Here is a 21,945-nt window from a genome sequence, read left to right on the forward strand (position 1 = left end):
GCCAACGATTCGTTCAGGTTTTCGGCTGATGGTGCGCTAATTTCGAGCGTCGAATTGTGATCAACTGGAGGCGCGATCACAAAATCAACGCATTCGCTGCGTTCTAGTTGGGTTGCGTTGGAGGTTTGATGCGGTCATGGCGAAGGGGCAGGATCGGCATTGCCGGCGGAGGCTTGGTTGCTTTCGCGGCGATGCTTGTCGGTGAGATTTCGCCGGCGCGCGCCTTCGACCTGTCATCGCTCGACGTCTTCAACCTCTTCGGCAGCAAGGACAAGCCGCCGCCGGTCAGCGCGTCGACGCTGCCCTATGAATTGAAGTTCGAGCTCGGCGATGTGCCGGGTGCCAGCGCGCTGAAGCGCAGCCTGCAGGACGCCTCTCTGCTCTACCGCCTGCGCGAGGATGCGCCGCCGGACGGCGAGACCTTGGCCCGCCGGGCTGCCGCCGACATCAACCCGCTGATCGATGCGCTCTGGGCCCAGGGCTATTTCAACGCGCAGGTCGCGATCGCGGTCGATGGCGTTGCGGTGACGCAGGCCGGCGAGCCGCCGCCGGGCCTCGCGCGGACGGCCGAGGCCTATCGCAATCGCGCGCCGGCGCCGATCGTGGTCACGGTCGATCCGGGGCCTTTGTTCTCGCTGCGCAATGTCGACATCATCCCCGGCAGCCGCCGTGATCCGACTGCGGTGATTTCCGACCCCGGCAAGGTCTCCGGCCTCGTCCCGGGCGCACCAGCCACCTCGTCCTCGATCCGCGCCGCGCAGGCCGCGCTGGTCGATTACTGGCGCGGCAAGTCCCGGCCGCTCGCCCGCGTCGTCGAGGTCCGCCCCGTCGTCGACCACGCCGCCAAGACGATGGACGTCTCGCTCGTGGTCGATCCCGGTCCCGTGGCCGGCTTCGGCGATGTCTCGGTCAACGAGACCGGCGACATTCCGACGGAGGTCATCCGCTCCTTCATCTATCTCGAGCCGGGCGATCCCTATTCGCCCAAGGCGCTTACCGATACGCGCAAGTCGATCGCGACGATTCCCGCCGTCGGCTCGGTGCGCATCCGCGAGGGCACGAGCCTCGACAAGGCCGGCAATCTGCCGGTCTTCGTCGAGGTCAACGAGCGGCCCAAGCGCCTGCTCGGCTTCTCGGCCCGCTATTCGACGATCGATGGCCCGGCGGTGAAGACCTATTGGGAACACCGCAATCTCTTCGGCGGCGCCGAGAGTCTGCGGCTCGAGGCCTCGATCTTCCTGGCGCCGCGCATCGACGGCACCAAGATCCAGAGCTTCGGCGATTTCGAGCGGAGCGATCTCGGCGGCCGCTTCTCGGCGAGCTTCATTAAGCCGGCGCTCGGCGGCAGCCGCAACGACCTGCTGATCGACGCCTCCGCCGTGCGTGAGCGCGTCGGCACCAACCGCTATGGCGGCTACACCGCGCGCTACGCCAACGTCACCACCGCAATCCGCCATCGCTTCAGCGACGTCTTCTCGATCCAGGCTGGCATCGAGGCCGAGCGCGGCCAGACCAGCGACGTGCTCGGCCAGGTCGACTACATGCTGGTCGGCGTGCCGCTGTCGCTGCGCTACGATTCGACCGACAATCAGCTCGACCCGACCCGCGGCATCAGGGCGACCGCCTCGGTCACGCCCTTCGCCGCCTTCGGCGACAATGACGCCCCCTTCGTCCAGAGCAAGGCCTCGATCTCCGGCTATTATGCCCTCGACGAGGACGCCCGCTACGTGCTCGCCGGCCGGATCGGGCTGGGCTCGGTCGCCGGTGCCGATCTCGACGAGATTCCGGCGACGCGGCGCTTCTATGCCGGCGGCGGCGGCTCGGTGCGTGGCTATGCTTATCGCTCGCTCTCGCCGCTCGGGCCGCTCTTCCGGCTGACCGGCGGGCGCAGCCTGTTCGAGGCCTCGGTCGAGGCGCGCATCAAGATCACCAATACGATCGGCATCGTGCCGTTCTTCGATGCCGGCATGGCCTTCGAATCGCAATTCCCGAACTTCAAGGAGAAGATGCAGTACGCCGCCGGCCTCGGCCTGCGCTACTATACGCCGATCGGGCCGATCCGGGTCGACGTCGCAGCCCCGCTCAACCCGCGCAAGGGCGACAAGCCGGTCGCTCTCTATATCAGCATCGGGCAGGCCTTCTGATGGGCACGTTCCGCATCTCCCGACTGCTCGCCGGCCTCGCGGCGCTGGTCATCGCCGTGGCGCTGGTCCTCGTCACCGGCCTCGGCGGCTTCGCCCAGAATGCCGGCGAACGCGGCGTCCTGGCCGATCTGATCTCGAAGGCGCTCTCCACCGACGGCAGCCAGGTCTCGATCGGCGCCGTCGATGGCGCGCTCTCTTCCGATGCGACCATCCGCGACATCGTCATCTCCGATCGCGACGGGCCCTGGCTCCGGCTCGACCGCGCCCGGCTGATCTGGACGCGCTCGGCGCTGCTGCTGCGCCGGCTCGAGGTCAACCGGCTCGAGATCGGCAAGCTCGAAATCCTGCGCAAGCCGGTATCGGAGCCGGGCGCCCCGCCGCCGGCCGACAACGCGCCGATCCTGCCGGAATTGCCGCTCAAGGTGATCATCGAGGCCTTCCAGCTCGGCGAGCTGGCGCTCGGGCCGACCGTGATCGGCGCGCCGGCGCGGTTTTCGGCGACCGGCTCGGCGCGCCTTGGTCCGCCGAACGAGGGTCTCGATTTCCGACTCGCCGGGCGCCGGCTCGACATGGGCGGCAGCCTCGACGTCAATCTGCGCTTCGTGCCGCAGTCGACGCAGCTCCAGCTCGCGGTCAAGCTCGACGAGCCGGCGGGCGGCCTGATCTCGACCATCGCCGACTTGCCGGATCGGCCGCCGGTCAAGCTCGATCTCACCGGCGACGGCCCGCTCGACCGTTTCCGGGCGACGCTCGCCTTCGCCGCCGGCCCGACCATCGGCGCCAACGGCACGGCCGATCTCAGCCGCCAGGGCACGGCGCGCCGGCTGCTGCTCGCGCTCGATTCGCGCATCGCCGGCCTGGTGCCGCCGCCGGTCGCGCCGGTGTTCGAGGGCTCGACCCGGCTCGACGGCACGGTTGCCTTCGCCGATAGCGGCGCGATCTCAGTCGACCAGATGGCGCTGGTCTCGGCGCTGGCGCGGCTCGACGTGAACGGGCTCTACGGCGCCGACAAGAATCTCGACTTCAAGATCACCGCCGCCGCCCGCCCCAATGCCGGCGGCCGCACCGTCGCCTCGGGCGCCGAGATCGCCAAGCTTGCCTTCGATGCGACGATCCGGGGACCGGCCGCCGGCCCGCGCGTCAACGCCAGCCTGCAGGCGGAAGGCGCGAGCGTTCCGGCCGGCAAGCTCGGCAAGCTCGATTTCACCTTCACAGCGACGCCGACCGGCGCGCTCAACGATCCGAGGACGCGCACCGTGCTGGTCTCGGATGGCGAGGCCTCCGGCGTCGCGCTCGCCGATCCCGGTTTGGCGCGCTTCATCGGCGACCGCCTGCGCTTCACCTTGCGGGGCACGGCGTCCGAAGGCGGTGGCGGCGAGTTCGAGACGCTGAAGCTCGCCTTCGGCGGAGCCGAGCTCGGCTATGTCGGGCAACTTGGTCCCGCCCGCATCCTCGGCAAGGTCGAGGCGCGGTTGCCCGACCTCTCGCGGCTCAGCACGCTTGCCGGCCGCTCGCTCAAGGGTTCCGCCGCGGTCACCGCCAATGTCGACGCCGAGCCGAAGAAGCGCCTCTATGCCGTCAAGCTCGACGGCGGCGCCGAGGCGCTGGCGCTCGGCCAGGAGGCACTGGACCGCCTGCTCGCCGGCAAGCTCGCTGTCGGCGGCGAGATCCGGGTGCCCGGCAGCGGTGGCCTCGTCGTCAACGGATTGCGCATCGCCGGCACCCATGTCGCGGCGACCGCCGACGGCGCGCTCGGTGCGCAAGGCTCGAGCCTGCGCGCCAATATCGCCATTCCCGATTTGCGCCGCGCCGATCCGAAACTGTCGGGGCAGGGCGCTTTCGACATGGCGCTGACCGGGCCGCTCGACAAGCTCGACGCGACGCTCAAGGCCGGGATCAGCAATGCGACCGCACTCGGCCGGCCCGTGCCGCGCCTCGCCCTCGATGCGACCCTACGCGATCTGCAGGGCGCGCTCTCCGGCGACGTCAAGCTTTCCGGCGAGGTCGATCGTCGGCCGGCGACCGGTGCCCTGCGCTTCGCCAAGCGCGATCCGGGCGGTTGGATCCTGCCGCAGCTCGACATCGCCATCGGCTCGGTCACGCTGACCGGTGCGCTCGATCTCGACGCCGCCAATCTCGCCGAGGGCAATCTCAAGCTCGCGGCCCGCAATTTCGACGATCTCTCGGCGCTGGCGCTCGCCAAGCTCGGCGGCCGGATCGAGGCCGATGTGAAACTGGCGCGCCCGACCGGCGGCCAGAATCTGGATCTCAAGGCCAGCGCGCAGAAGCTTGTCGCGCCTGGCATTTCGCTCGATCGGCTCGATGCCGATGTCGCCATCGTCGACGCGCTGCGCAAGCCGCTGATCAATGGCACGATCCAGGTCGACCGTGCTGTCGTCGCCGGCGAGCCGGTGAGCGCGATCCGCCTCGTCTCCAAGGGCGGGGCGGACGCCAGCGACATCAGTCTCGACGCGACGGCGCGCGGCTTCTCTCTCGCTTCGAAGGGCCGGCTCTCGGTTGCCGATCCGCTGCGCTTCGATCTCGCCAGCTTCACTGCGACGCGCGATGGCCGCCGCATCGCGCTGGCCAAGCCGGCAAGCTTCACCGCGATCGATGGCGGCGTCGCCATCCGCGATCTCGCCATCGCGCTCGACGGTGGCCGCATCACGCTCGATGGCGAGGTCGGCAAGGCACTCGACCTGCGCTTTGCCGCGCAGAATGTGCCGCTCTCGGCCGCGCGCCTCGCGTCGCCGACGCTCGATCTCTCCGGCACGCTCGACGCCGAGGCGACGATCAAGGGCACGCCCGAGGCGCCGACCGGCCCGTGGCGTGTCCGCATCGCCCGTCTCGTCGCGCCGCAGACCCGCTCGGCCGGCCTGCCGCCGATCGAGATTTCGGGGCAGGGCGCGCTCAACGGCCGCCAGACCAGCCTCGACGCCAGCCTGAACGCCGGCCGCTTCGTCAGCCTGACCGCCAAGGGGACTGCGCCGCTCGGCGGCGAGGGCGCGCTCGACCTCTCCGTACAGGGCCGCGCCGATGCGGCGCTCGCCAACACCCAACTCGCAGCCGATGGCCGGCGACTGACCGGCCAGCTCGCGCTCGATCTCCGCGCCGGCGGCACGCTTTCGGCACCGCGCCTCTCCGGCGGCGCGACGCTGTCCGGCGGCAGCTTCAACGACGCGCTCCAGGGCGTGAAGCTGACCGGGCTCGAAGCGCGCGTCACCGCCAACGGACCCGAGCTTGTCATTGAACGCTTCGGCGCGCAGACGCCGGGCGGCGGCACGCTCTCGGCCCGCGGCAACGTCAAGCTCGACCCCGAGGCCGGTTTCCCCGGTACGATTCGCATCGAGGGCAAGCGCGCCCAGCTCGTCGACAGCGGGCTGGTCCGGGCGGTCACCGATCTCAATCTCGATCTCGCCGGGCCGCTGGCGCAACGGCCGCGCATCGCCGGGCGCGTCGATGTCGTCACGGTCGAGATCACGGTGCCCGATCGCCTGCCGTCGAGTTCGCGGCCGGTCGACGGCATCCGCCACATCAATGCCAAGGGGCAGGCGGCGGCCCGCCTCGCCGCCGAGCGCAGGGCGCGCGCCGTCGCGAGTCGCAAGGGCGCGCGGGCGCCGGCTTTCGACGCCGTGCTCGACATCGCCGTTTCAGCGCCTGGGCGCGTCTTCATCCGCGGCCGCGGCATCGATGCCGAACTCGGCGGCGATCTGCGCGTCGGCGGCACCTCCGGCGCCCCGGCGCTGACCGGCGGCTTCGATCTCAGACGCGGGCGCCTCAGCCTTGCCAGCCAGCGTCTCGATTTCAGCCGCGGGCGCGTCACCTTCTCGGGCGACGTCATGCCCACGCTCGATTTCGTCGCCGAGACCCGCGCCGCCGACGTCACCGCCAGGATCATCATCTCCGGCGAAGCCTCGGCGCCCGAATTCACCTTCACCTCCTCGCCGGAGCTGCCGCCGGACGAGGTGCTCTCGCGCCTGCTCTTCGCGCGCGCCTCCGGATCGCTCTCGCCCTTCCAGGCGCTGCAGCTCGCCCAGACCGCGGCGCAGTTCTCCGGCGCAGGCGGCGACGACGTCTTCGAGAAAATCCGCCGTTCGCTCGGCGTCGACAACCTCGATGTGCAGATGGGCCCGGGGGGCCCGACGGTCGGCGTCTCGCGCGCGATCTCTGACAACATCACGCTCGGGGTGAAGGCCGGTGCCAAGCCCGAGGATAGCGGCATCTCCGTCGGAGTCGACCTGACCCGCCGTCTGAAGCTCCAGGCCGAGACCAATGCCGACGGCAGCGCCGCGGTTGGCGTCGGCGCCGAGTGGGAATACTGAGCCCGCGACTCAACGCGCCCAGTACCTCAACAGATTCGCCCCCTAAGGCCGGGGAATGGGGCTTTCGGAGCCTTCGCCGGCCCGGTTCGGTTAACGCTCTCCTAAGTTCGGCGGTCAAAGCGTGGCTCGGCTGCAACACCGGGGGGCAAAGCGGGTCTGTGGCGGGGACTGTGGCGTGATCGTGGTTGATCGGCGGCCGGGCATTCGTAATGGTGACTGTGCGGCGGGACGTTCCCGGTCGCTGTTTTTCGTCTTCGCCTCCGAACGGTTCGGGGACGCGGGCGAAAGACCGGGATAAGCGGGTTCGCTGGGTAGGTCTCCTGGGGCTGCCAGATGGAACGCGCCGACGCCCGAGGGTCTCGAAACTCTTTTGGAGGTTATCAAATGAAGCTCGTAAAGAGCCTCCTCCTCGGTTCCGCCGCCGGCATCGCCGCGGTTGCCGGGGCTCAGGCCGCCGACCTTCCCTCGCGGAAGGCCGCACCGGTCGAATACGTTCGCGTTTGCTCCGCCTACGGCGCGGGCTTCTTCTACATCCCGGGCACCGATACCTGCCTGCGCGTCGGTGGTCGTGTCCGTGCTGAGTACACGGTCGGCACCCGCTTCGGTAACGGCATGGACGCCTACGGCACCCGCTCGCGCGGTCGCCTGAACGTCGACGCCCGCACCGCGACCGCCTACGGCACGCTGCGCACGTTCTTCCGCTACGAGCTGACCGTCAGCTCGGGCTTCTACGCCGGCACCATCGGCGGCAACCAGGGCATCGTTCCGCCGGGCACCGCCCGTATCGGTTCCGGTGGTCCGGGCACCGCTTCGAACCTCGATCTGGCCTTCATCCAGTTCGGTCCGATCACCGCTGGTCGCGCTCAGTCGTTCTTCGACTTCTATGCGAACGACTACACCTTCTCGACGTTCCGCACGGCTGACTCGCGCCTCAACCTGTTGGCTTACACCGCCACCTTCGGTTCGGGCTTCTCGGCCACGGTTTCGTTGGAAGATCGCAACACCGGCACTGGCCAGCGCGAGAATGGCGCCTTCGGTCGCTTCGCCGGCAACGGTCTGGTTCTCGCTGGCCAGGACTTCCCGGACGTCGTCGCCTCGCTGCGCGTCGATCAGGGTTGGGGCTCGGCTCAGCTGTCGGGTGCTCTCACCCAGCGTAAGGTTGTTGCGTCCAACGCTGCTGCTGGCGTGTTCGCGGTCAACCCGGTCACCGGCGCGATCGTTCAGGGTGCCGCTGTCGGCGCTCAGAACGGTGCGGACGAGTACGGTTGGGCCATCCAGGGCGGCGTGAAGATCAACCTGCCGATGCTTGCGGCTGGCGATGCCCTGTTCCTGCAGGCCGCCTATGCTGACGGCGCGCTCGGTTACCTCGGCTGGGGTGGTCAGTTCGGCTCGGGCCGGATCACCTCTTCCGTGGCTGGCAATCAGCTCGTGATTGGCGATGTTGGCGTGACCCCGCTTGGCAACGTCAAGAACTCGACCGGCTGGTCGTTCGTGGCTGCCCTGCGTCACTTCTGGACCCCGACCCTGCGTTCGGAGCTCGTCGCTTCGTACTCCGAGCTGAAGCTCGGCTACGCCGCTCCGGCCGGTGTCTACGCTGCTGGCGCTCCGATCCGCTCGCTTGATCCCAAGGAGCTGATCGTTGCTGGTAACCTGATCTGGTCGCCGGTTTCGGGCCTCGATATCGGTGTGGAAGTGCTCTACACCCGCACCGAGCTCGCCTCGCGCGTTCTGCCTGTCAACGATGCGGGTGCCCGCGTTGCCGGCTTCGGCATCAAGAACGACGACGCCTGGGCTGGTCGCCTTCGCATCCAGCGCGACTTCTGATCGATCCTCTGATCGCTCAAGGAAAGCCCCGGGGAAACCCGGGGCTTTTTTCGTTTCGGCCGGCCCTTGCAGTGTGGAAACCTTGCCTGATGCTCACAAGGGCCGGGCGGTCCCTTGCTTGACTTGCGGACACGATAGAGCGTGATTGGAGCGGGTCGCGGACGTCGGGATTCGACGTGAGCGATCCCTGGGACGAGGCGGGGATTTCGGCATGGCGCGGCAGGCCGGTTGGCTCTGGGGGCTTGTTCCGCTGTCCTTGATCTGGGCGGCTGCCAATGCGCTGAACACCGAGCCGGTGCGCCGCGACATCGAGGCCAGGGCGCTCGCGTCGAGTGCAGTGGCTGGAGCCGCCTCAGGCGCGCGCAGCGTCTCGGTCCGCGTCAGCGGTCGCGACGTCTACCTGGATGGCGAGGCCGTCACGGCCGACGGCGCCAGCAAGGCGCTCGCTCAACTTCAATCGGAATTCGGCGTCCGGCGCGTGCTCGGCGGACTGACGCAGGTCATCGCCCAGAAACCCTATAGCTGGTCGGCGACACGGCGGGGCGACGTCCTGACGCTGTCCGGTTTCGTGCCGGACGAGGCGACGGCCACGGCGACTCTGTCGGCGGCGCGAGCGCTCGGCCCGCAGCTCAAGGTCGACGATCAGCAGAAGGTCGCCTTCGGCGCACCGGCGGGGTTCGCCGAGCTCGCGGCCGTGCTGATGCGCGATCTCGGCCAGCTCTCCGCCGGTAAGGTCGCCCTCGACGATTCCCGCTATTGCGTCGAAGGCACTGCCGCGACGCCGCAGGGCTTCCAGACTCTACGAGAGAGTGCTTCAGCGGCCGCCCCGAAAGGTTTCACACGCGTCGATTGCGCGCTCAGCCCGCCGACGATGGCGCCTTATCGCTGGAGCGCCGAGAAGAGCGCCTCCGGCTCCGTCACGGTCACGGGCTATTACCCTTCCGACGCGATGCGCCGTGAGATCGGAGCGTTGCTGGGCCGGGCCTTTCCTGCCTCTGGAGCGGTGAGCGACCGTATGCTGCCCGCCGTCGGCGAGCCGCCCGCCTTCGCCGCCAGGGTGGCGCGCGCCATCGCCGATCTCGCTCGCCTGCGCAGCGGCAAGGCCGAGATCGAGGGCGACGCCTATCGCATTTCCGGACAGGGGCCGGATCAGCACGAGGCCTGCGAGACGCTGAAGCTGAACATCGCGCAGGGCGATGGCCCTGATTCGGTGGCGCTCGCCAGCATCGTCTGCCCGCCGCCTCCGCCGCCGGCCCCGAAGAGCGAGCCGGCGCCTGCTCCATCGACCGATTCTGGTTCGTCCGTGCCCGCGACCCCGAATGTGCCTGCTGCTCAAACGCCGGTGCCGGTCGACCCGTCTCCCAGCGCGTCGAGCCGGGCTGTGACCGCCGAGCCGCAACCGTCCCCGCAACCCTCGCAGCAGCCTGTACCGCCCGCCGCGCCGCGACCGCTGCAATGGCGCGCCGAGAAATCCGAGACCGGCATTGTCCTGTCCGGCGCCGCGCCAGACGCCGCGGCCAAGGCGGCGGCGCTCGAGGCGGCGCGTGCCGCGCTGTCGGGCGGTGAGGTCGTCGACCGGACCGTGATCGAGCCTGGTCCGCGCGGCGGCCCTGACTATGGCGATGCGACCCGCTTCGCGCTCGGCCTCCTCGGCAGGATGGCGCAGGGCAGTGTCTCGCTGGCCGGGTCGGCGCTCGGCCTCGCCGGCGCCGCGGCGGACAAGTCCGGCTGGCAAGCTTTGGAGGACGCGCTGAAGGGCAAGACCCTGCCGGCAGGCCTCACGCTTTCCGGCCGGCCGGCGCTCACCTTGCGCAGCTATGGATTTACGGCCTCGATCGACAAATCGGGCGGCTATCTCAACGGCTATCTGCCTGACGCGGCGGCCAAGGAGGCGATTGCGGCGCTGATCGAGGCTTCGCCTCTGCGCGGTCGCGTCAGCGACGAGACCGAGATTCTGCCAGCGGCTCCGACCGGCTTCGGCGTCGCTGCGCGCGAGGTGGTGCAGGATCTGCTGCGGCTCGACCTCGGTTCTGCCAGCCTGGTCGACCGTGAGGTCACTGTGCGCGGGTTGACCTGCCGCGCGCTGATCCGCGACGAGGTCGAGACCAATCTGGCGAGCGGCCTGCCGCAGGGCTTTTCCGGCAAGGCGGAGGTCGGCATGCGCCAGACCGGCTGCGTCATCGACCCGCCGAGCAATTGCCAGAACGAGCTCGATGCCTTGACCCAGCGTTATTATGTGATGTTCGGCCAGGGAACCGCGGTGGTGACGCTCGATCCGGTGACAGAGCGGGCGATGACCGAGGGCGCCGCCATCCTCAAGCAATGCCCGACCTCGCGCGTCACTGTCGAGGGCCACGCCAACCTTGATGGCGAACGCAGCGGCTTCAACAATCTCGATCTGTCGGGCCGGCGCGCCTTGCGTGTTCGCGAGGAGCTGATCCGCCGTGGCATCGGCCCGGCTCAGGTCGAGGTCAAGGGTTACGGGACGGAGCGGCCGCTGGTCGCCCATGGCGACCCGGAGGCGCGCGTGAAGAACCGCCGCGTCCAGTTCACCGTGGCGAAGTAGGAGGCGGCGATGCTCTATCTCGCGACCCAGTTCGCCTGGTTTCTCCTCGCCGCCTTTGTGATGGGCCTCGTTTTCGGCTGGCTGACGGGCCGGGGGGACCCGCGCGGCTTCGCCAGCGGCCCGGTGATGGTCCTTGCAATCCTCTGGGCCGCGCTGGCGGGGCTGGTCTGGTTCCGGCTGGTCAACGACCAGGCGGCGTTCTGGATCGAGACCGCGTTGCTCTATCTGCTCGCTTACGCCGCCGGCTGTCTGATCGGCAGCCTGTTCGCCGGAGAGGGCGAGGCATTGCCCGCGCTCGCCGCGCCGGCGCCGCGTCTTGCTCTTCCTCAGCCGGCGCCGGCTCTGCCGTCACCGTCCATGCCGGTGGTTGCCGCCGGCACGCAGGCGGCCGAGCCGGCGCCCATGCCCAAGGTCGAGGGCGAGGATGCGATCTCCGGCAAGCGCCCGGCCGGTTTCGCCGCCGCCCGTGGCGGGCAGGCCGACGATCTCAAGCTGATCAAGGGCATCGGGCCGCAGAACGAGCAGCGCCTGCACGCGCTCGGCATCTGGCATTTCAGCCAGATCGCCGGCTGGACGCCTGCGAACGTCGAATGGGTCGGCACCTATCTCGCTTTCCCTGGCCGCATCGAGCGCGAGGACTGGGTGGCGCAGGCGGCCGGGCTGGCACGGACCGCGACGACGATCGAGATCGCGGCGGCGCCGTTCTCCGGCGTGGCGCTCGAAGGCAAGCGCCCGGGCAATCTCCTGCCCGGCGCGCGCGGCGGCAAGCCGGATGATCTTGGCCTGATCGACGGCGTCGGCCCGGCGATCGCCGAGAAGCTGAACAGCCTCGGCATCTGGCATTTCGACCAGATCGTGGCGCTGGGGCAAGATGAGTTGCGCTTCCTCGCCCATCACACCGGCTTTTCCGGCCGCGACATCGCCGAGCAATGGCAGGCCGAGGCGAAGATCCTCGCCGCTGGCGGCGAGACCGAGCATTCGCGGGCCGTCAAGGCGAAGAGCCGCAAGAAGAAGCGCTGAGCGGTTCAGGCCGCCTGCTTCTCGGCCTTCGCGATCAGCTTGCCGATGCGGCGGACCATGTCCTTGCTGCCGAGCAGCGGAGCATGGCCCTGGCCCGGCGCCGTGAAGATCTCGCAGCGCGGATGGCGCTGCCCCATCTCCTCCAGCGTCTTCTCGGCCAGCAGGTCGGAATTCTCGCCGCGGATCGCCAGCACGGGGACATGGTTCAGTGCCGCGAAATAGGGCCAGAGTTCGGGCAGCGGAGCCTCGAGGTCGAGTTCCTCCAGCGTCTTCAGCAGGCGTGGATCATAGTCCGGCACCAGCGCGCCGTTGCGCTCGGTCCAGGTCCGGCGCGCCATGATCTCCCATTCAGCCGCGCCGAAGAGTGGGAATTGCTGGTCCGAAAGCCGCTTCAGGATCTCGGCGCCCTCGGCGAAGCTGCGCGGCGTCGGTAGCTTGCCGACATAGCCGCGGATGCGCAGCAGTCCGCGCGCGTCGATCACCGGCCCGACATCGTTGAGCACCACGCCCCGGATCGCCGCGGGTCGCGCCGCCCCGAGCGCCATGGTCAGGAGCCCGCCGCGCGAGGTGCCGACGAAGACCGCTTCCTCGACGCCGGTGGCGACGAGCACCTGCATGAGATCGTCGAGTTCGACGCGGATGTCGTATTCGTGCCAGTCCTTGGCATAGTCGGAGCGGCCGCGGCCGCGATAATCGAGCGCCAGCACCCGCCGCGGCCCGTCCTCCGAGAGTGCGGCTGCGAGCTCGTGGAAATCGGCTGAGGTACGGGCCAATCCCGCCAGGCAGACGACCGGCAGTGCGGGCGCCGCTTGCGGTCCATATTCACGCACGTGCAGCTTCAGCCCGTCGCGGGCGCTGATGAACAGGGAGCGGAAGCCGGTATCGGAATTCATGCGGGGTCTCGGGGCAGCAAGGCGGTACACCCCAGCTAACCATGGCCATGCCGGCGGCGAAAGCCGGGCTTCGTTCAGCGGTCCGGCCGGACGGTGCTATGACGCACCCCAGCCCTTCAGCTTGGTGATGCAGCGGTTGAAGACCTCGAGCTCCTCCGGCGTGAGGGCGGAGAGAAAATCGCGCTCCATCACCTCGCCGAGCCGGTCGGCCTCCCGCCTGACGGTCTCGCCTTTCGCCGTCAGGCGCAGCGCCACGCGCCGCGCATCGGCGCTTTCGAGGTCGCGGCGGATATAGCCCTCGGCTACGAGCTTGCGCAGATGCTTGGACACCAGCGTCTGTTCGATGAAGCTGGCCTCGGACAGGGCCTTGGACGACATGCCGGGCTCATCGCCGATCGTCCTGATCACCCTGAGCTCACGGATGTTCAGGCCGAGCTTCTCCTTGTAGACCTGCGAGGCCTTCGCCATCGCGGCCTGGTTGACCTGATCGATCCGGAAGGTGAGGAACGGTTCGGGCAGGTCGAAGCTCCTTCTCGCGAGGCTGACCATTTTAGCTGGTCATTGGGCCGCGTTTCAACGCCTGACCTCGCCGCGATCGGCCTGCCAGAGCGCGATCAGCGCCAGCGCCGTGCAGGCTAGCAGGTAATAGGACGGCATCAGGTCCGAACCCGTCTTCGCCACCAGCCAGGTCAGTGTGAAGGGAGCGAGCCCGCCAAACAGCAGTACCACCATGTTGTAGGAGATCGACATGCCGGTCGAGCGGACATTGGTCGGGAACATCCCGGCCAGCAGCCCCGGTGTCGGCGCCCAGATCGCGGCGATCGGCAACGCGCAGATCGCCTGCACGATGAGAAGACGCTCGAAGCTCGGCACCGCCACGACATAGGAGAGCAGCGGATAGGAGAGCAGCGCGAAGGCAAGGACGCCGCACAGCCAGACGCGGCGCGGATTCCAGCGGTCGGCGAGCTGGCCCATGATCGGCACGAAGAGGAAGAGCAGGATGCCGCCGATCAGCGAGCTCAGCATCGCGCTGGTGAAGGGCAGCTTGAGCTGCCGCACCACATAGCTCGGCAGGAAGATGAACCAGACATAGTTCGAGGCTGTGCCGGGGATCATGATGCCGCAGCTCCGCAACAGCGCGCTGCGATGCTTGGCTAGCACTGTCCGGAACGGCGTGCTCTGGGTCTTGGGGCCGCTGTCCTTCTCGTATTCCGGCGATTCGTCGACGAAGCGGCGGATGTAGAAGCCGAGAGGCGTGATCAGCGACCCCAGCAGGAAGGGAATGCGCCAGCCCCAGTCCTGCAGGGTCGCGGGCGTCATCAGCGTCGCGAGCGCATAGCCGGAGAAGGCCGCCAATGCGAGCGCCAGCGCCTGCGAGCACATCTGGAAGCTGCCATAGAGCATCTTCCGGCGCGGCGGCGCGTATTCGACCAGCATCGCGGTCGCGCTGGCGAATTCGGCGCCGACCGAGATGCCCTGCAGGATGCGCGCGATGATGACCAGGATCGGCGCCAGCATGCCGATCGTCTGATAGCTCGGCGTCAGCCCGATCAGCACGGTCGAGAATCCCATGATCAGGATCATCACCGTCAGGATCGGCTTGCGCCCGAAGCGGTCGGCATAGGTCGAGAGCAAGACGCCGCCGACTGGCCGCACCAGGAACGAGATCGCGAAGGTCGCTGCCGTCAGCAGCGCCGAGACCAGCGGGTCGGAGCTCGGGAAGAAGACCTGCGCGATGATCGTCGAGAAGAAGCCGTAGATCAGGAAGTCGTACCATTCGAGCCCGTTGCCGATCACCGAGGAGATCACGGCACGCCGGACCATCGCCGGCGAGCGGGGCTGGGCAGTTGCGATGGCGGCGGCAGTCATGCGCTCACCCCTTCCATGGCCTGGCGCGTGGCGATGCGGGCGAGGATGCTGGCCCCGATCGGCAGCAGGCGGTCATCGAAATCGAAGGTCGGGTGGTGGCACATCGCGCCGGGCTGGCCGAGGAAGATGTAGGCGCCCGGCCACTCGTCCAGCATCAGCGCGAAATCGTCGGAGAAGGGCAGGGGCTTCATGTCGGTGCGGACATTGCCTTCGCCGAGCACGGTGCCGGCCGCTGCCGCAGCGGCTGCGGCGGCGCGCGGATCGTTGACGCAGGGCAGGCAGCTCGCCGCTTGCGTGCAGGAGATCGTGCAGCCCGACATCGTCGCGAAGCCCTGGCAGATCGCGTCGAGCTTTTTCAGGATCAGCGCTTCGGTCGCCGGATCATAGGTGCGGATCGTGCCGCTGAGCTCGGCCGAGGCCGGGATGATGTTGGGCGCGGTGCCGGCCGAGAGCCGACCGAGGCTGATCACCGCCGGCTCGAGCGGGTCGACATGCCGGCCGACGATCGAGGAGATCTCGGTGGCGAGCCTTGCCGCGACCTGCAACGGGTCGATCGTGGTGTGCGGCGCGGCGCCATGGCCGCCGACGCCGTCGACCCTGATCTCGAAGGCGGCGATGCCACTCAGCGTCGGACCCGGCCGGACCGCCGCCGTCCCTTCGGCATAGAGCGGGATGGTGTGGAGCGCGTAGACCTCCGAGCAGGGGAAGCGCTCGAACAGCCCGTCCTCGATCATGCGCTTGGCGCCGAGCCCGACCTCCTCGGCCGGCTGGAAGATCAGATGCACCTTGCCGCGCTTGGGCGGATTGGCGGCGAGATGCCGGGCCGCGCCGAGCAGCATCACCGTGTGGCCGTCATGGCCGCAGCCATGGAAGCGACCGGACGCGGTCGAGCGGTAGTCGGCTCTGGTCTCCTCGGTCATCGGCAGGGCGTCCATATCGGCGCGCAGGCCGATGGTCGGACCGGGCGCGGCGCCTTCGATCACGCCGACGAGGCCGGTGCCGCCGAGGCCGCGATGCACGGCGATGCCGAACGAGGCGAGCGTCTCCGCCACGAAGGCCGAGGTCCTGACTTCCTCGAAGGCGGTTTCGGGATGGGCGTGAAGATCGCGGCGCCAGGCCTGCAAGGTCGGCGCATACGCGGCAATATCCGGCAGCATTCGATGTCCTCCCGATTTTGGGAGTTAGGTACTTGAAAGTTTCAAATATTGCAAATTGCAGGAATGATCATTGCGGATAGCTCGCCTGTGGCGCAGCGAAGCGCAAGGCGTTGTTCAGGAAGTGAGGCGTGACGGGGCACGCGCGGGGAACCCCTCTCCCGAATGGGAGAGGGGCAGGGGTGAGGGACTGCCGCTGATTGTTTGGGTATGGCGGCGCTGTTGCGCCTACTGTGGATGGGGCGGGCCCTCATCCCTGCCCTTCTCCCACACGGGAGAAGGGTTCCTCGCGCACGTCAATGACGTTGTGCGCGATCCAGACCGGTAACGCTGGCCTACGGCAGTGCCGGTAGGGACGCGCCCCTCACTCCCGCTTGCCGCCGCGCTTGAGATCGTAGTCGATCATGTAGGCGGTGCGCTGGTTGAGGCGCTGGCGGTAGACCTGCAGGTTCTCCATCACCCGCTGCACATAATTGCGCGTCTCGGTGAAGGAGATGCGCTCGACCCAGTCGACCGCATCGACCTCGGGCGAGCGCGGGTCGCCATAGGCGGCGATCCACTTCTTCACATTGCCCGAACCGGCATTATAGGCGGCGAAGGTCAGGATATAGGAGCCGCGCCAGTCGCCGAGCAGGTCGTTGAGATGGGCCGCGCCCATCTTCGCTGAATAGAGCGGGTCCTTGGTCAGTCGGTCGAGCTCGAAGGGAAATTGCGCCCGCCGCGCCGTCTCGCGCGCCGTTGCCGGCATCATCTGCATCAGCCCGAGCGCGCCGGCATGCGAGACCGCGGCCGGGTCGAAGGCGCTTTCCTGCCGGGCGATGGCATGGACGATGGCCCGCTCCATCGGATCGCCCACCGACGGGAAATCCGGCACGCCGAAGGTCGGGAAGGCGGCCTCGTCGAGCGGGAAGCCGCGCTGCAGCGCTATCTTGCCGATGGTGAGCAGGGTCTTGGCGTCGCCGCGCTGGCGGGCAATGTCGGCGATGGCCTCGAGCGCGGCCGTATCGTGCAGGCGCTGCGACAGGTCGATCAGCAATTGGCCGGCGAGATCGGGCGCCTCGATCGCATAGAGCAGCTTCGCCGCCTTGAAGCCCGGCAGATGCGCCAGCGGCGCCGCCATGGTGCGCCGGACCGGCAGATCGGTGAGGCCGAGCCGGGCGCGGGCGAGCTGGCCGTAATAGGCGACCGGGTGCTCGGCGGCGCGGGTGTAGTAGGTCTTCGCCTCATCGGCCTTGCCGAGTGCGTCGGCGGCGCGGCCTTGCCAATAGGTGGCGCGCGCCACCGAGATCGGCGTCTCCGCGATCTTGGCCGCCTCGGCGAAATGCTTCGCCGCCCGCTCGGCATCCTTCTCGAAGCGCAGCGCGATCCAGCCGGCATGCCATTCGGCATCGATGCGTTCGGCCGTATCCTCTGCACCATGGCCGGACGTGACGGCATAGGCGCCCTTGGCGTCGCCCTCGTCGAGCAGCTTGCGGGCGATTAGCCGGCGCTCTTCCCACCAGCCATCGCCGTCGCCGAGCAGGGCCGGGTCGCGCGGGACATCGGCGATCGCCTTCGCGGCATCGGCCGCTTTGCCGGAGCGGCGCGCCTGCTGCGCCTGCAGGAAGGCGAAGGAGATGTCCTTCTTCGCGGCCGCCGGCACGGCGTCGATCTGCTTCTGCGCGATCGGCCCCTTCGCCTTGGCGCTGGCGAGCCGGACCTTGGCCAGGGCGACATAGTCCTGCGAGACGCGGGCCGCATTGCGCAGCGCCTCCTCGCTCTTCCCGGCGAAAAGATAGCGCTCGGTGCGCAGGCGATGGTCGGCAGTGGTCAGCTTGTCGCCGAAATTGTCGAGCACGATCTTCTCGAGCCCGGCGCCGAGATGGTCCTTGAGCCAGGTCCGGCGGGCGAGCGCGATTGCCTCGTCCTGGCGGCCCTCGGCGGCGAGGGCGCGGGCGAGCGCGATGCGTCCGGCCGGGCTGATCGGCTCGCGGCCGTGGAAGAAGGCGCGGACGGTGTCGGGACTGCGCCGGTCGGTGACCAGCGCCGCTTCGGCGCGCCGGCGGAACGGCGTCGTGCCGGGATAATTCGGGAAGGCGTCGAGGAATTCGGCGATGCGCTCGAAGCTCACGACATTGGACAGGCTGCGCAGCGCCACCCATTCCAGCATGCCGCGCACCGCCTTGTCGTCGATGCTGCGGGCGATGGCGTCGCCATCCTCCAGCTTGCCGGCGCGATAGGCCGCGACCACCTTCTTGAGCGGTTCGAGGTCGATGCGCTCTTCCGGCCGGGCAATCTCGGCCGGCGGCACGGGCGACGCGGGCGGCTCGGTCTGCGGGGCAAGCGAAGCGGTCACGCCGACATCGACGCTCGCAGGTCCGCTATCGACACCCGTATCGACCCTAGCCAGGCGCTCGATCTGCAACGGATGTGAGCCGTCAGGGCCCGCAGAGCAGGGTCCGGCGGTCACCAGAATGAGCGTCAGGCCGGCTCCAAAGAACCGTCGGCCCGGCGATATCGCCATCAAGGGGTCCCCCCAAGCAAGCCGGATGGTAGCAGTAGGCCATGCTCCCGCAGGGAGCTTTATGAAGTCCTAACCATGCCGCCACGATTTTTGATGGTTTGGCGGCTTTGCGGACTGCGGCTGAAAGGCTATGTCTGTCGCCCGTTTCACGCCGAACTTTGTCGTTTTCAGGACCGTCCATGACCAAGCATGCGCCCCTCACCGGTTCGATGCCCGCGCTGGTGACGCCGTTCAAGGGCGGAAAGATCGACGAGACGACGCTGCGTGCCCTGGTCGACTGGCAGATCGAGAGCGGCTCGACCGCGCTGGTTCCGGTCGGCACCACCGGCGAGAGCCCGACACTCAGCCATGAGGAACACGGCCACGTCACCGAGATCGTTCTCGACCAGGCCAAGGGCCGGGTGCCGGTCATTGCCGGCGCCGGCTCGAACAACACCACCGAGGCGATCTCGCTGGCGAAGCACGCCGAGAAGGCCGGCGCCCAGGCCGTGCTCGTGGTCACGCCCTACTACAACAAGCCGACCCAGGAGGGCATGTATCAGCACTTCAAGGCGGTGAACGATGCGATCGGCATCCCGATCATCATCTACAACATCCCGCCGCGCTCGGTGGTCGACATGTCGGTCGAGACCATGGCTCGGCTCTATGAGCTCAAGAACATCGCCGGGGTGAAGGACGCGACCGCCAATCTCGCCCGCGTCTCGCAGCAGCGCCATGTGCTCGGCCCGGACTTCATCCAGCTTTCGGGCGAGGACATGACGGCGCTCGCCTATATGGCCGCCGGCGGCCATGGCTGCATCTCGGTCGTCGCCAATGTCGCGCCGAAGCTCTGCGCCGATCTGATGACCTGCGCACTCAAGGGCGACTATGCCGGGGCCCTGAAGCTGCAGGACCGGCTGGTGCCGTTGCACGACGCCATCTTCAAGGAGCCGGGCCTGGCCGGTGCCAAGCATGGGCTGAAGCGCCTCGGCCGGATCGAGGAAGAGCTCCGCCTGCCGCTGATGCCGGTCACGCCGGCGACCGGGGACGTCATTCGCAGCGCCATGGTTCACGCCGGCCTGCTCAATGCTTAAGTGAGGTGATCGGCGTCGCGGCCTCGCGATCGCCGGTTGCCGGAGAGTTTCGATGAGCAAGCCAGATCCAGAGCGCTACAAGCTTGCGGCCGATAACCGCAAGGCGCGCTACAACTATGCCATCACCGAGACCTTGGAAGCCGGCATCGCCCTGCAGGGCACCGAGATCAAGTCGCTGCGCGGCGGCAGGGCGACGATCGGTGAGAGCTATGCCGGGCCGATGGGCACTGAGCTCTTCCTGTTCAACGCCCATATCCCAGAATATCTCGAAGCCAACCGCTTCAACCATGATGTCCGCCGGCCGCGTAAGCTGCTGCTGCACCGCCGCCAGATCGACAAGCTGATGGGTGCGATCCAGCGCGAGGGCTACACCGTTATCCCGCTCAAGGTCTATTTCAACGAAAAGGGCCGGGCGAAAGTCGAGCTTGGCCTCGGCAAGGGCAAGAAACTGCACGACAAGCGCGAGACCGAGAAGGCCCGCGACTGGAATCGCGACAAGGCGCGGATCCTGAAGACGGGCGGATAGAGCGCCAAAAACCTGCGCTTATCCGGAGGTCAGCCCGTCAGGCTCGACGAAGCCTCCCTCCGGCGCCGGATGGGGCAGTGACCAGCCGAAATAGACTTCCACCTCGACGATCTTGCCGTTCCTGATCGTCATTAGCTCGGTATTGCGGAATCCTTTCCCGCCTACGGATTCGCCTTGGTATGTGACGAAGACCGTCTCGCCCATCTCTATGAGGTGCTTGATCGTGCAGGAACGGATGCGCTCGCTGTTTGGCCAGCAACGCTCGAAATAGGTCTCGCGATCAAGCCGATTGTCGAGAGGGCTGCTGAAATGGAAATCCTCGGCGATGAGGACCTCCAGCGCCGCCCGATCCTTGTCGACATAGGCCTGATAGCAGGCGCGCGCGATCTCGCTGACATCATCCGGCATTCGCCACCCCAGGCTTTCCCATTACAACCGTAACGGGAGAAGCCAAGGGAAGTTCCGCCGGTCAGGCCATCGCCTTCTTGAAGTTCTCGTTCGCCTTGTCCCAGTTCACCGTCTTCCACCAGGCGGCGAGGTATTCCGGCCGGCGGTTCTGGTATTTCAGGTAATAGGCGTGCTCCCAGACATCGACGCCGAGCACCGCCTTGGCGCCGAGCTCGAGCGGCGTGTCCTGATTGGCCGTCGAGACGATCGCGAGCTTCTTGTCCTTGTCGACGACGAGCCAGGCCCAGCCCGAGCCGAAGCGGGTCGCGCCGGCCTGGTTGACCTTCTGCACCAGCTCCAGCATCGAGCCGAAGGCGCCATCGATCGCGCTCTTCAGCTCTGCGCCGGGCTGCTGTGCTCCGCCCGGCGTCATCAGCTCCCAGAAGAAGCTATGGTTCCAGTGGCCGCCGACATTGTTGCGGACCGCGGTGCGGACATTGTCGGGGGCGACGCTGAGATCGGCGAGCACGGTCTCGATCGGCGTCGTCCGCAAAGCTTCCCATTGGCCGGCGGCGGCGTTGGCGCCGTTCACATAGGCCTGATGATGCAGCGAATGGTGGATGCGCATGGTCTGCGCGTCGATGACCGGCTCCAGCGCCTCATAGGCGTAAGTCAGCTTCGGCAGCGTGAAGACCGGCGGCGGCGGCGCGGCCGGAGCTGGTGCTGTCTGCGCCAGCACCAGCGCCGGGCGGGCAATCACGAAGGCGGAGCCGGCGGCGAGGCCGGTGAGAAAGCTGCGGCGTTCCAAGATATGCCCTCCGGGTGTCGTTGCGGAAACAGAGCTTGCCTGCTGCGCACGCCGCGTCAAGCGGCCGGACGCGGGTAAGCCCGGCCGTTGCTGGCACAACGCGAGAGGGGAGGCTTCGGTTCAGCCTTCCGGCGGCTCGTCGCCCTGGCGGATGCCGTAGCGCCGCTCCAACCCCGGATTGCCGGCGGCCGGCGTGCGTGCGGCCCGCTCGGACGGGTCGCGCCCGACCTTCGGCATCAGGGTGGCGAGCTCGACGAATTCGTCGCATTGCCGGCGCAGATCGTCGGCCACCATGGGCGGGTTGGTGTTGATGGTCGAGACCACCGAGACCTTGACGCCCTTGCGCTGCACCGCCTCGACCAGCGGACGGAAATCGCCATCGCCGGAGAACAAGTAGATGTGGTCGAGATGGGGGGCGAGCTCGAGCATCTCGATGGCGAGCTCGATGTCCATGTTGCCCTTGACGCGGCGGCGGCCGGTCGCGTCGGTGAACTCCTTAGCCGCCTTGGTGATGACCCGGTAGCCGTTATAGTCGAGCCAGTCGACCAGCGGCCTGATCGAGGTGTACTCTTCGCTTTCCACCAGTGTCGTGAAGTAGAAGGCCCGGATCAGATTGCCGCGGCCCTGGAATTCCTTGAGTAAACGTCGGTAATCCATATCGAAGCCGAGTTGCTTCGACGTCGCATAGAGGTTGGCTCCGTCGATGAAGAGCGCAATGCGCGGTTCACCTGCCATGTAATGGCTCCTGGCTAAAATCGGGTCGATCAATAAGAATCGGCGCGGATCAAGGTTGAATAATGTCGGGGCGGTGCTCCAAATCGAGCACCCTTCGGGGTTTATGTGGTGAATGCGGTCA

Annotated in this window: 15 protein-coding genes; 7 read left to right on the forward strand and 8 right to left on the reverse strand. The window is 67.9% G+C overall.

From position 1 onward, the window contains the following. The first annotated feature begins 173 nt into the window (after positions 1-173). From ASE66_RS23370 to ASE66_RS23390, 5 genes are all read left to right on the forward strand, one after another. Positions 174-2,144 (forward strand): autotransporter assembly complex family protein, encoded by a 1,971-nt coding sequence (locus tag ASE66_RS23370; protein ID WP_320409780.1) that lies wholly within the window; start codon positions 174-176, stop codon positions 2,142-2,144. Then, positions 2,144-6,466 (forward strand): translocation/assembly module TamB domain-containing protein, encoded by a 4,323-nt coding sequence (locus ASE66_RS23375; RefSeq protein WP_057192168.1) that lies wholly within the window; start codon positions 2,144-2,146, stop codon positions 6,464-6,466. Before ASE66_RS23370 ends, ASE66_RS23375 begins: the two co-directional genes overlap by 1 nt. Before the next feature lie 384 nt (positions 6,467-6,850). Beyond that, entirely contained in the window at positions 6,851-8,290 is a 1,440-nt protein-coding gene (locus tag ASE66_RS23380; protein WP_057192169.1) for a porin, read from the forward strand. Positions 8,291-8,501: 211 nt separating this feature from the next. Further along, positions 8,502-10,856, forward strand: coding sequence for an OmpA family protein (locus tag ASE66_RS23385; RefSeq protein ID WP_057192170.1), 2,355 nt, complete (start codon positions 8,502-8,504; stop codon positions 10,854-10,856). Positions 10,857-10,865: 9 nt separating this feature from the next. Further along, positions 10,866-11,876, forward strand: a complete 1,011-nt coding sequence (locus ASE66_RS23390; protein WP_057192171.1) for a helix-hairpin-helix domain-containing protein — start codon at positions 10,866-10,868, stop codon at positions 11,874-11,876. A 5-nt stretch (positions 11,877-11,881) separates the two neighbouring features. On the opposite strand, the gene ASE66_RS23395 is transcribed toward ASE66_RS23390, so the two are convergent. The 5 genes from ASE66_RS23395 to ASE66_RS23415 all read right to left on the reverse strand — a co-directional run bounded on the left by ASE66_RS23395 (position 11,882) and on the right by ASE66_RS23415 (position 18,127). Continuing rightward, complete coding sequence (locus ASE66_RS23395) at positions 11,882-12,769, reverse strand: alpha/beta fold hydrolase (RefSeq protein ID WP_057192172.1); 888 nt, start codon at positions 12,767-12,769, stop codon at positions 11,882-11,884. A gap of 96 nt (positions 12,770-12,865) precedes the next feature. Then, positions 12,866-13,318 (reverse strand): MarR family winged helix-turn-helix transcriptional regulator, encoded by a 453-nt coding sequence (locus ASE66_RS23400; protein ID WP_057192173.1) that lies wholly within the window; start codon positions 13,316-13,318, stop codon positions 12,866-12,868. Positions 13,319-13,342: 24 nt separating this feature from the next. After that, positions 13,343-14,638, reverse strand: a complete 1,296-nt coding sequence (locus ASE66_RS23405; RefSeq protein WP_057192174.1) for an MFS transporter — start codon at positions 14,636-14,638, stop codon at positions 13,343-13,345. Next, positions 14,635-15,795 (reverse strand): amidohydrolase, encoded by a 1,161-nt coding sequence (locus tag ASE66_RS23410; protein ID WP_057192175.1) that lies wholly within the window; start codon positions 15,793-15,795, stop codon positions 14,635-14,637. The genes ASE66_RS23405 and ASE66_RS23410 overlap by 4 nt, the downstream gene beginning before the upstream one ends. A 361-nt stretch (positions 15,796-16,156) precedes the next feature. Then, on the reverse strand, positions 16,157-18,127 hold the full coding sequence (locus ASE66_RS23415) for a lytic transglycosylase domain-containing protein (protein ID WP_162262529.1): 1,971 nt from the start codon (positions 18,125-18,127) through the stop codon (positions 16,157-16,159). Positions 18,128-18,474: 347 nt separating this feature from the next. Between ASE66_RS23415 and dapA the strand changes: the two genes are divergently transcribed. Continuing rightward, the gene (gene dapA, locus ASE66_RS23420) at positions 18,475-19,368 is read left to right on the forward strand and encodes a 4-hydroxy-tetrahydrodipicolinate synthase (RefSeq protein ID WP_057192177.1); all 894 of its coding nucleotides are present in this window, start codon (positions 18,475-18,477) and stop codon (positions 19,366-19,368) included. A gap of 52 nt (positions 19,369-19,420) precedes the next feature. Beyond that, positions 19,421-19,894, forward strand: a complete 474-nt coding sequence (gene smpB / locus ASE66_RS23425; protein WP_057192178.1) for an SsrA-binding protein SmpB — start codon at positions 19,421-19,423, stop codon at positions 19,892-19,894. A gap of 18 nt (positions 19,895-19,912) precedes the next feature. Here the strand turns inward: smpB and ASE66_RS23430 are convergent, their stop codons facing one another. The 3 genes from ASE66_RS23430 to ASE66_RS23440 all read right to left on the reverse strand — a co-directional run bounded on the left by ASE66_RS23430 (position 19,913) and on the right by ASE66_RS23440 (position 21,824). Beyond that, positions 19,913-20,302: a nuclear transport factor 2 family protein gene (locus ASE66_RS23430; RefSeq protein ID WP_057192179.1), complete on the reverse strand. Its 390-nt coding sequence runs from the start codon at positions 20,300-20,302 to the stop codon at positions 19,913-19,915. 61 nt (positions 20,303-20,363) lie between these two features. Beyond that, the gene (locus ASE66_RS23435; RefSeq protein WP_413814287.1) at positions 20,364-21,089 is read right to left on the reverse strand and encodes a superoxide dismutase; all 726 of its coding nucleotides are present in this window, start codon (positions 21,087-21,089) and stop codon (positions 20,364-20,366) included. A 120-nt stretch (positions 21,090-21,209) separates the two neighbouring features. Continuing rightward, the gene (locus ASE66_RS23440; protein ID WP_057192180.1) at positions 21,210-21,824 is read right to left on the reverse strand and encodes an NYN domain-containing protein; all 615 of its coding nucleotides are present in this window, start codon (positions 21,822-21,824) and stop codon (positions 21,210-21,212) included. Between the last annotated feature and the right edge of the window lie 121 nt (positions 21,825-21,945).

Origin of the sequence: Allobosea sp. Root483D1, assembly GCF_001429505.1 — a bacterium.
GTDB lineage: Bacteria > Pseudomonadota > Alphaproteobacteria > Rhizobiales > Beijerinckiaceae > Allobosea.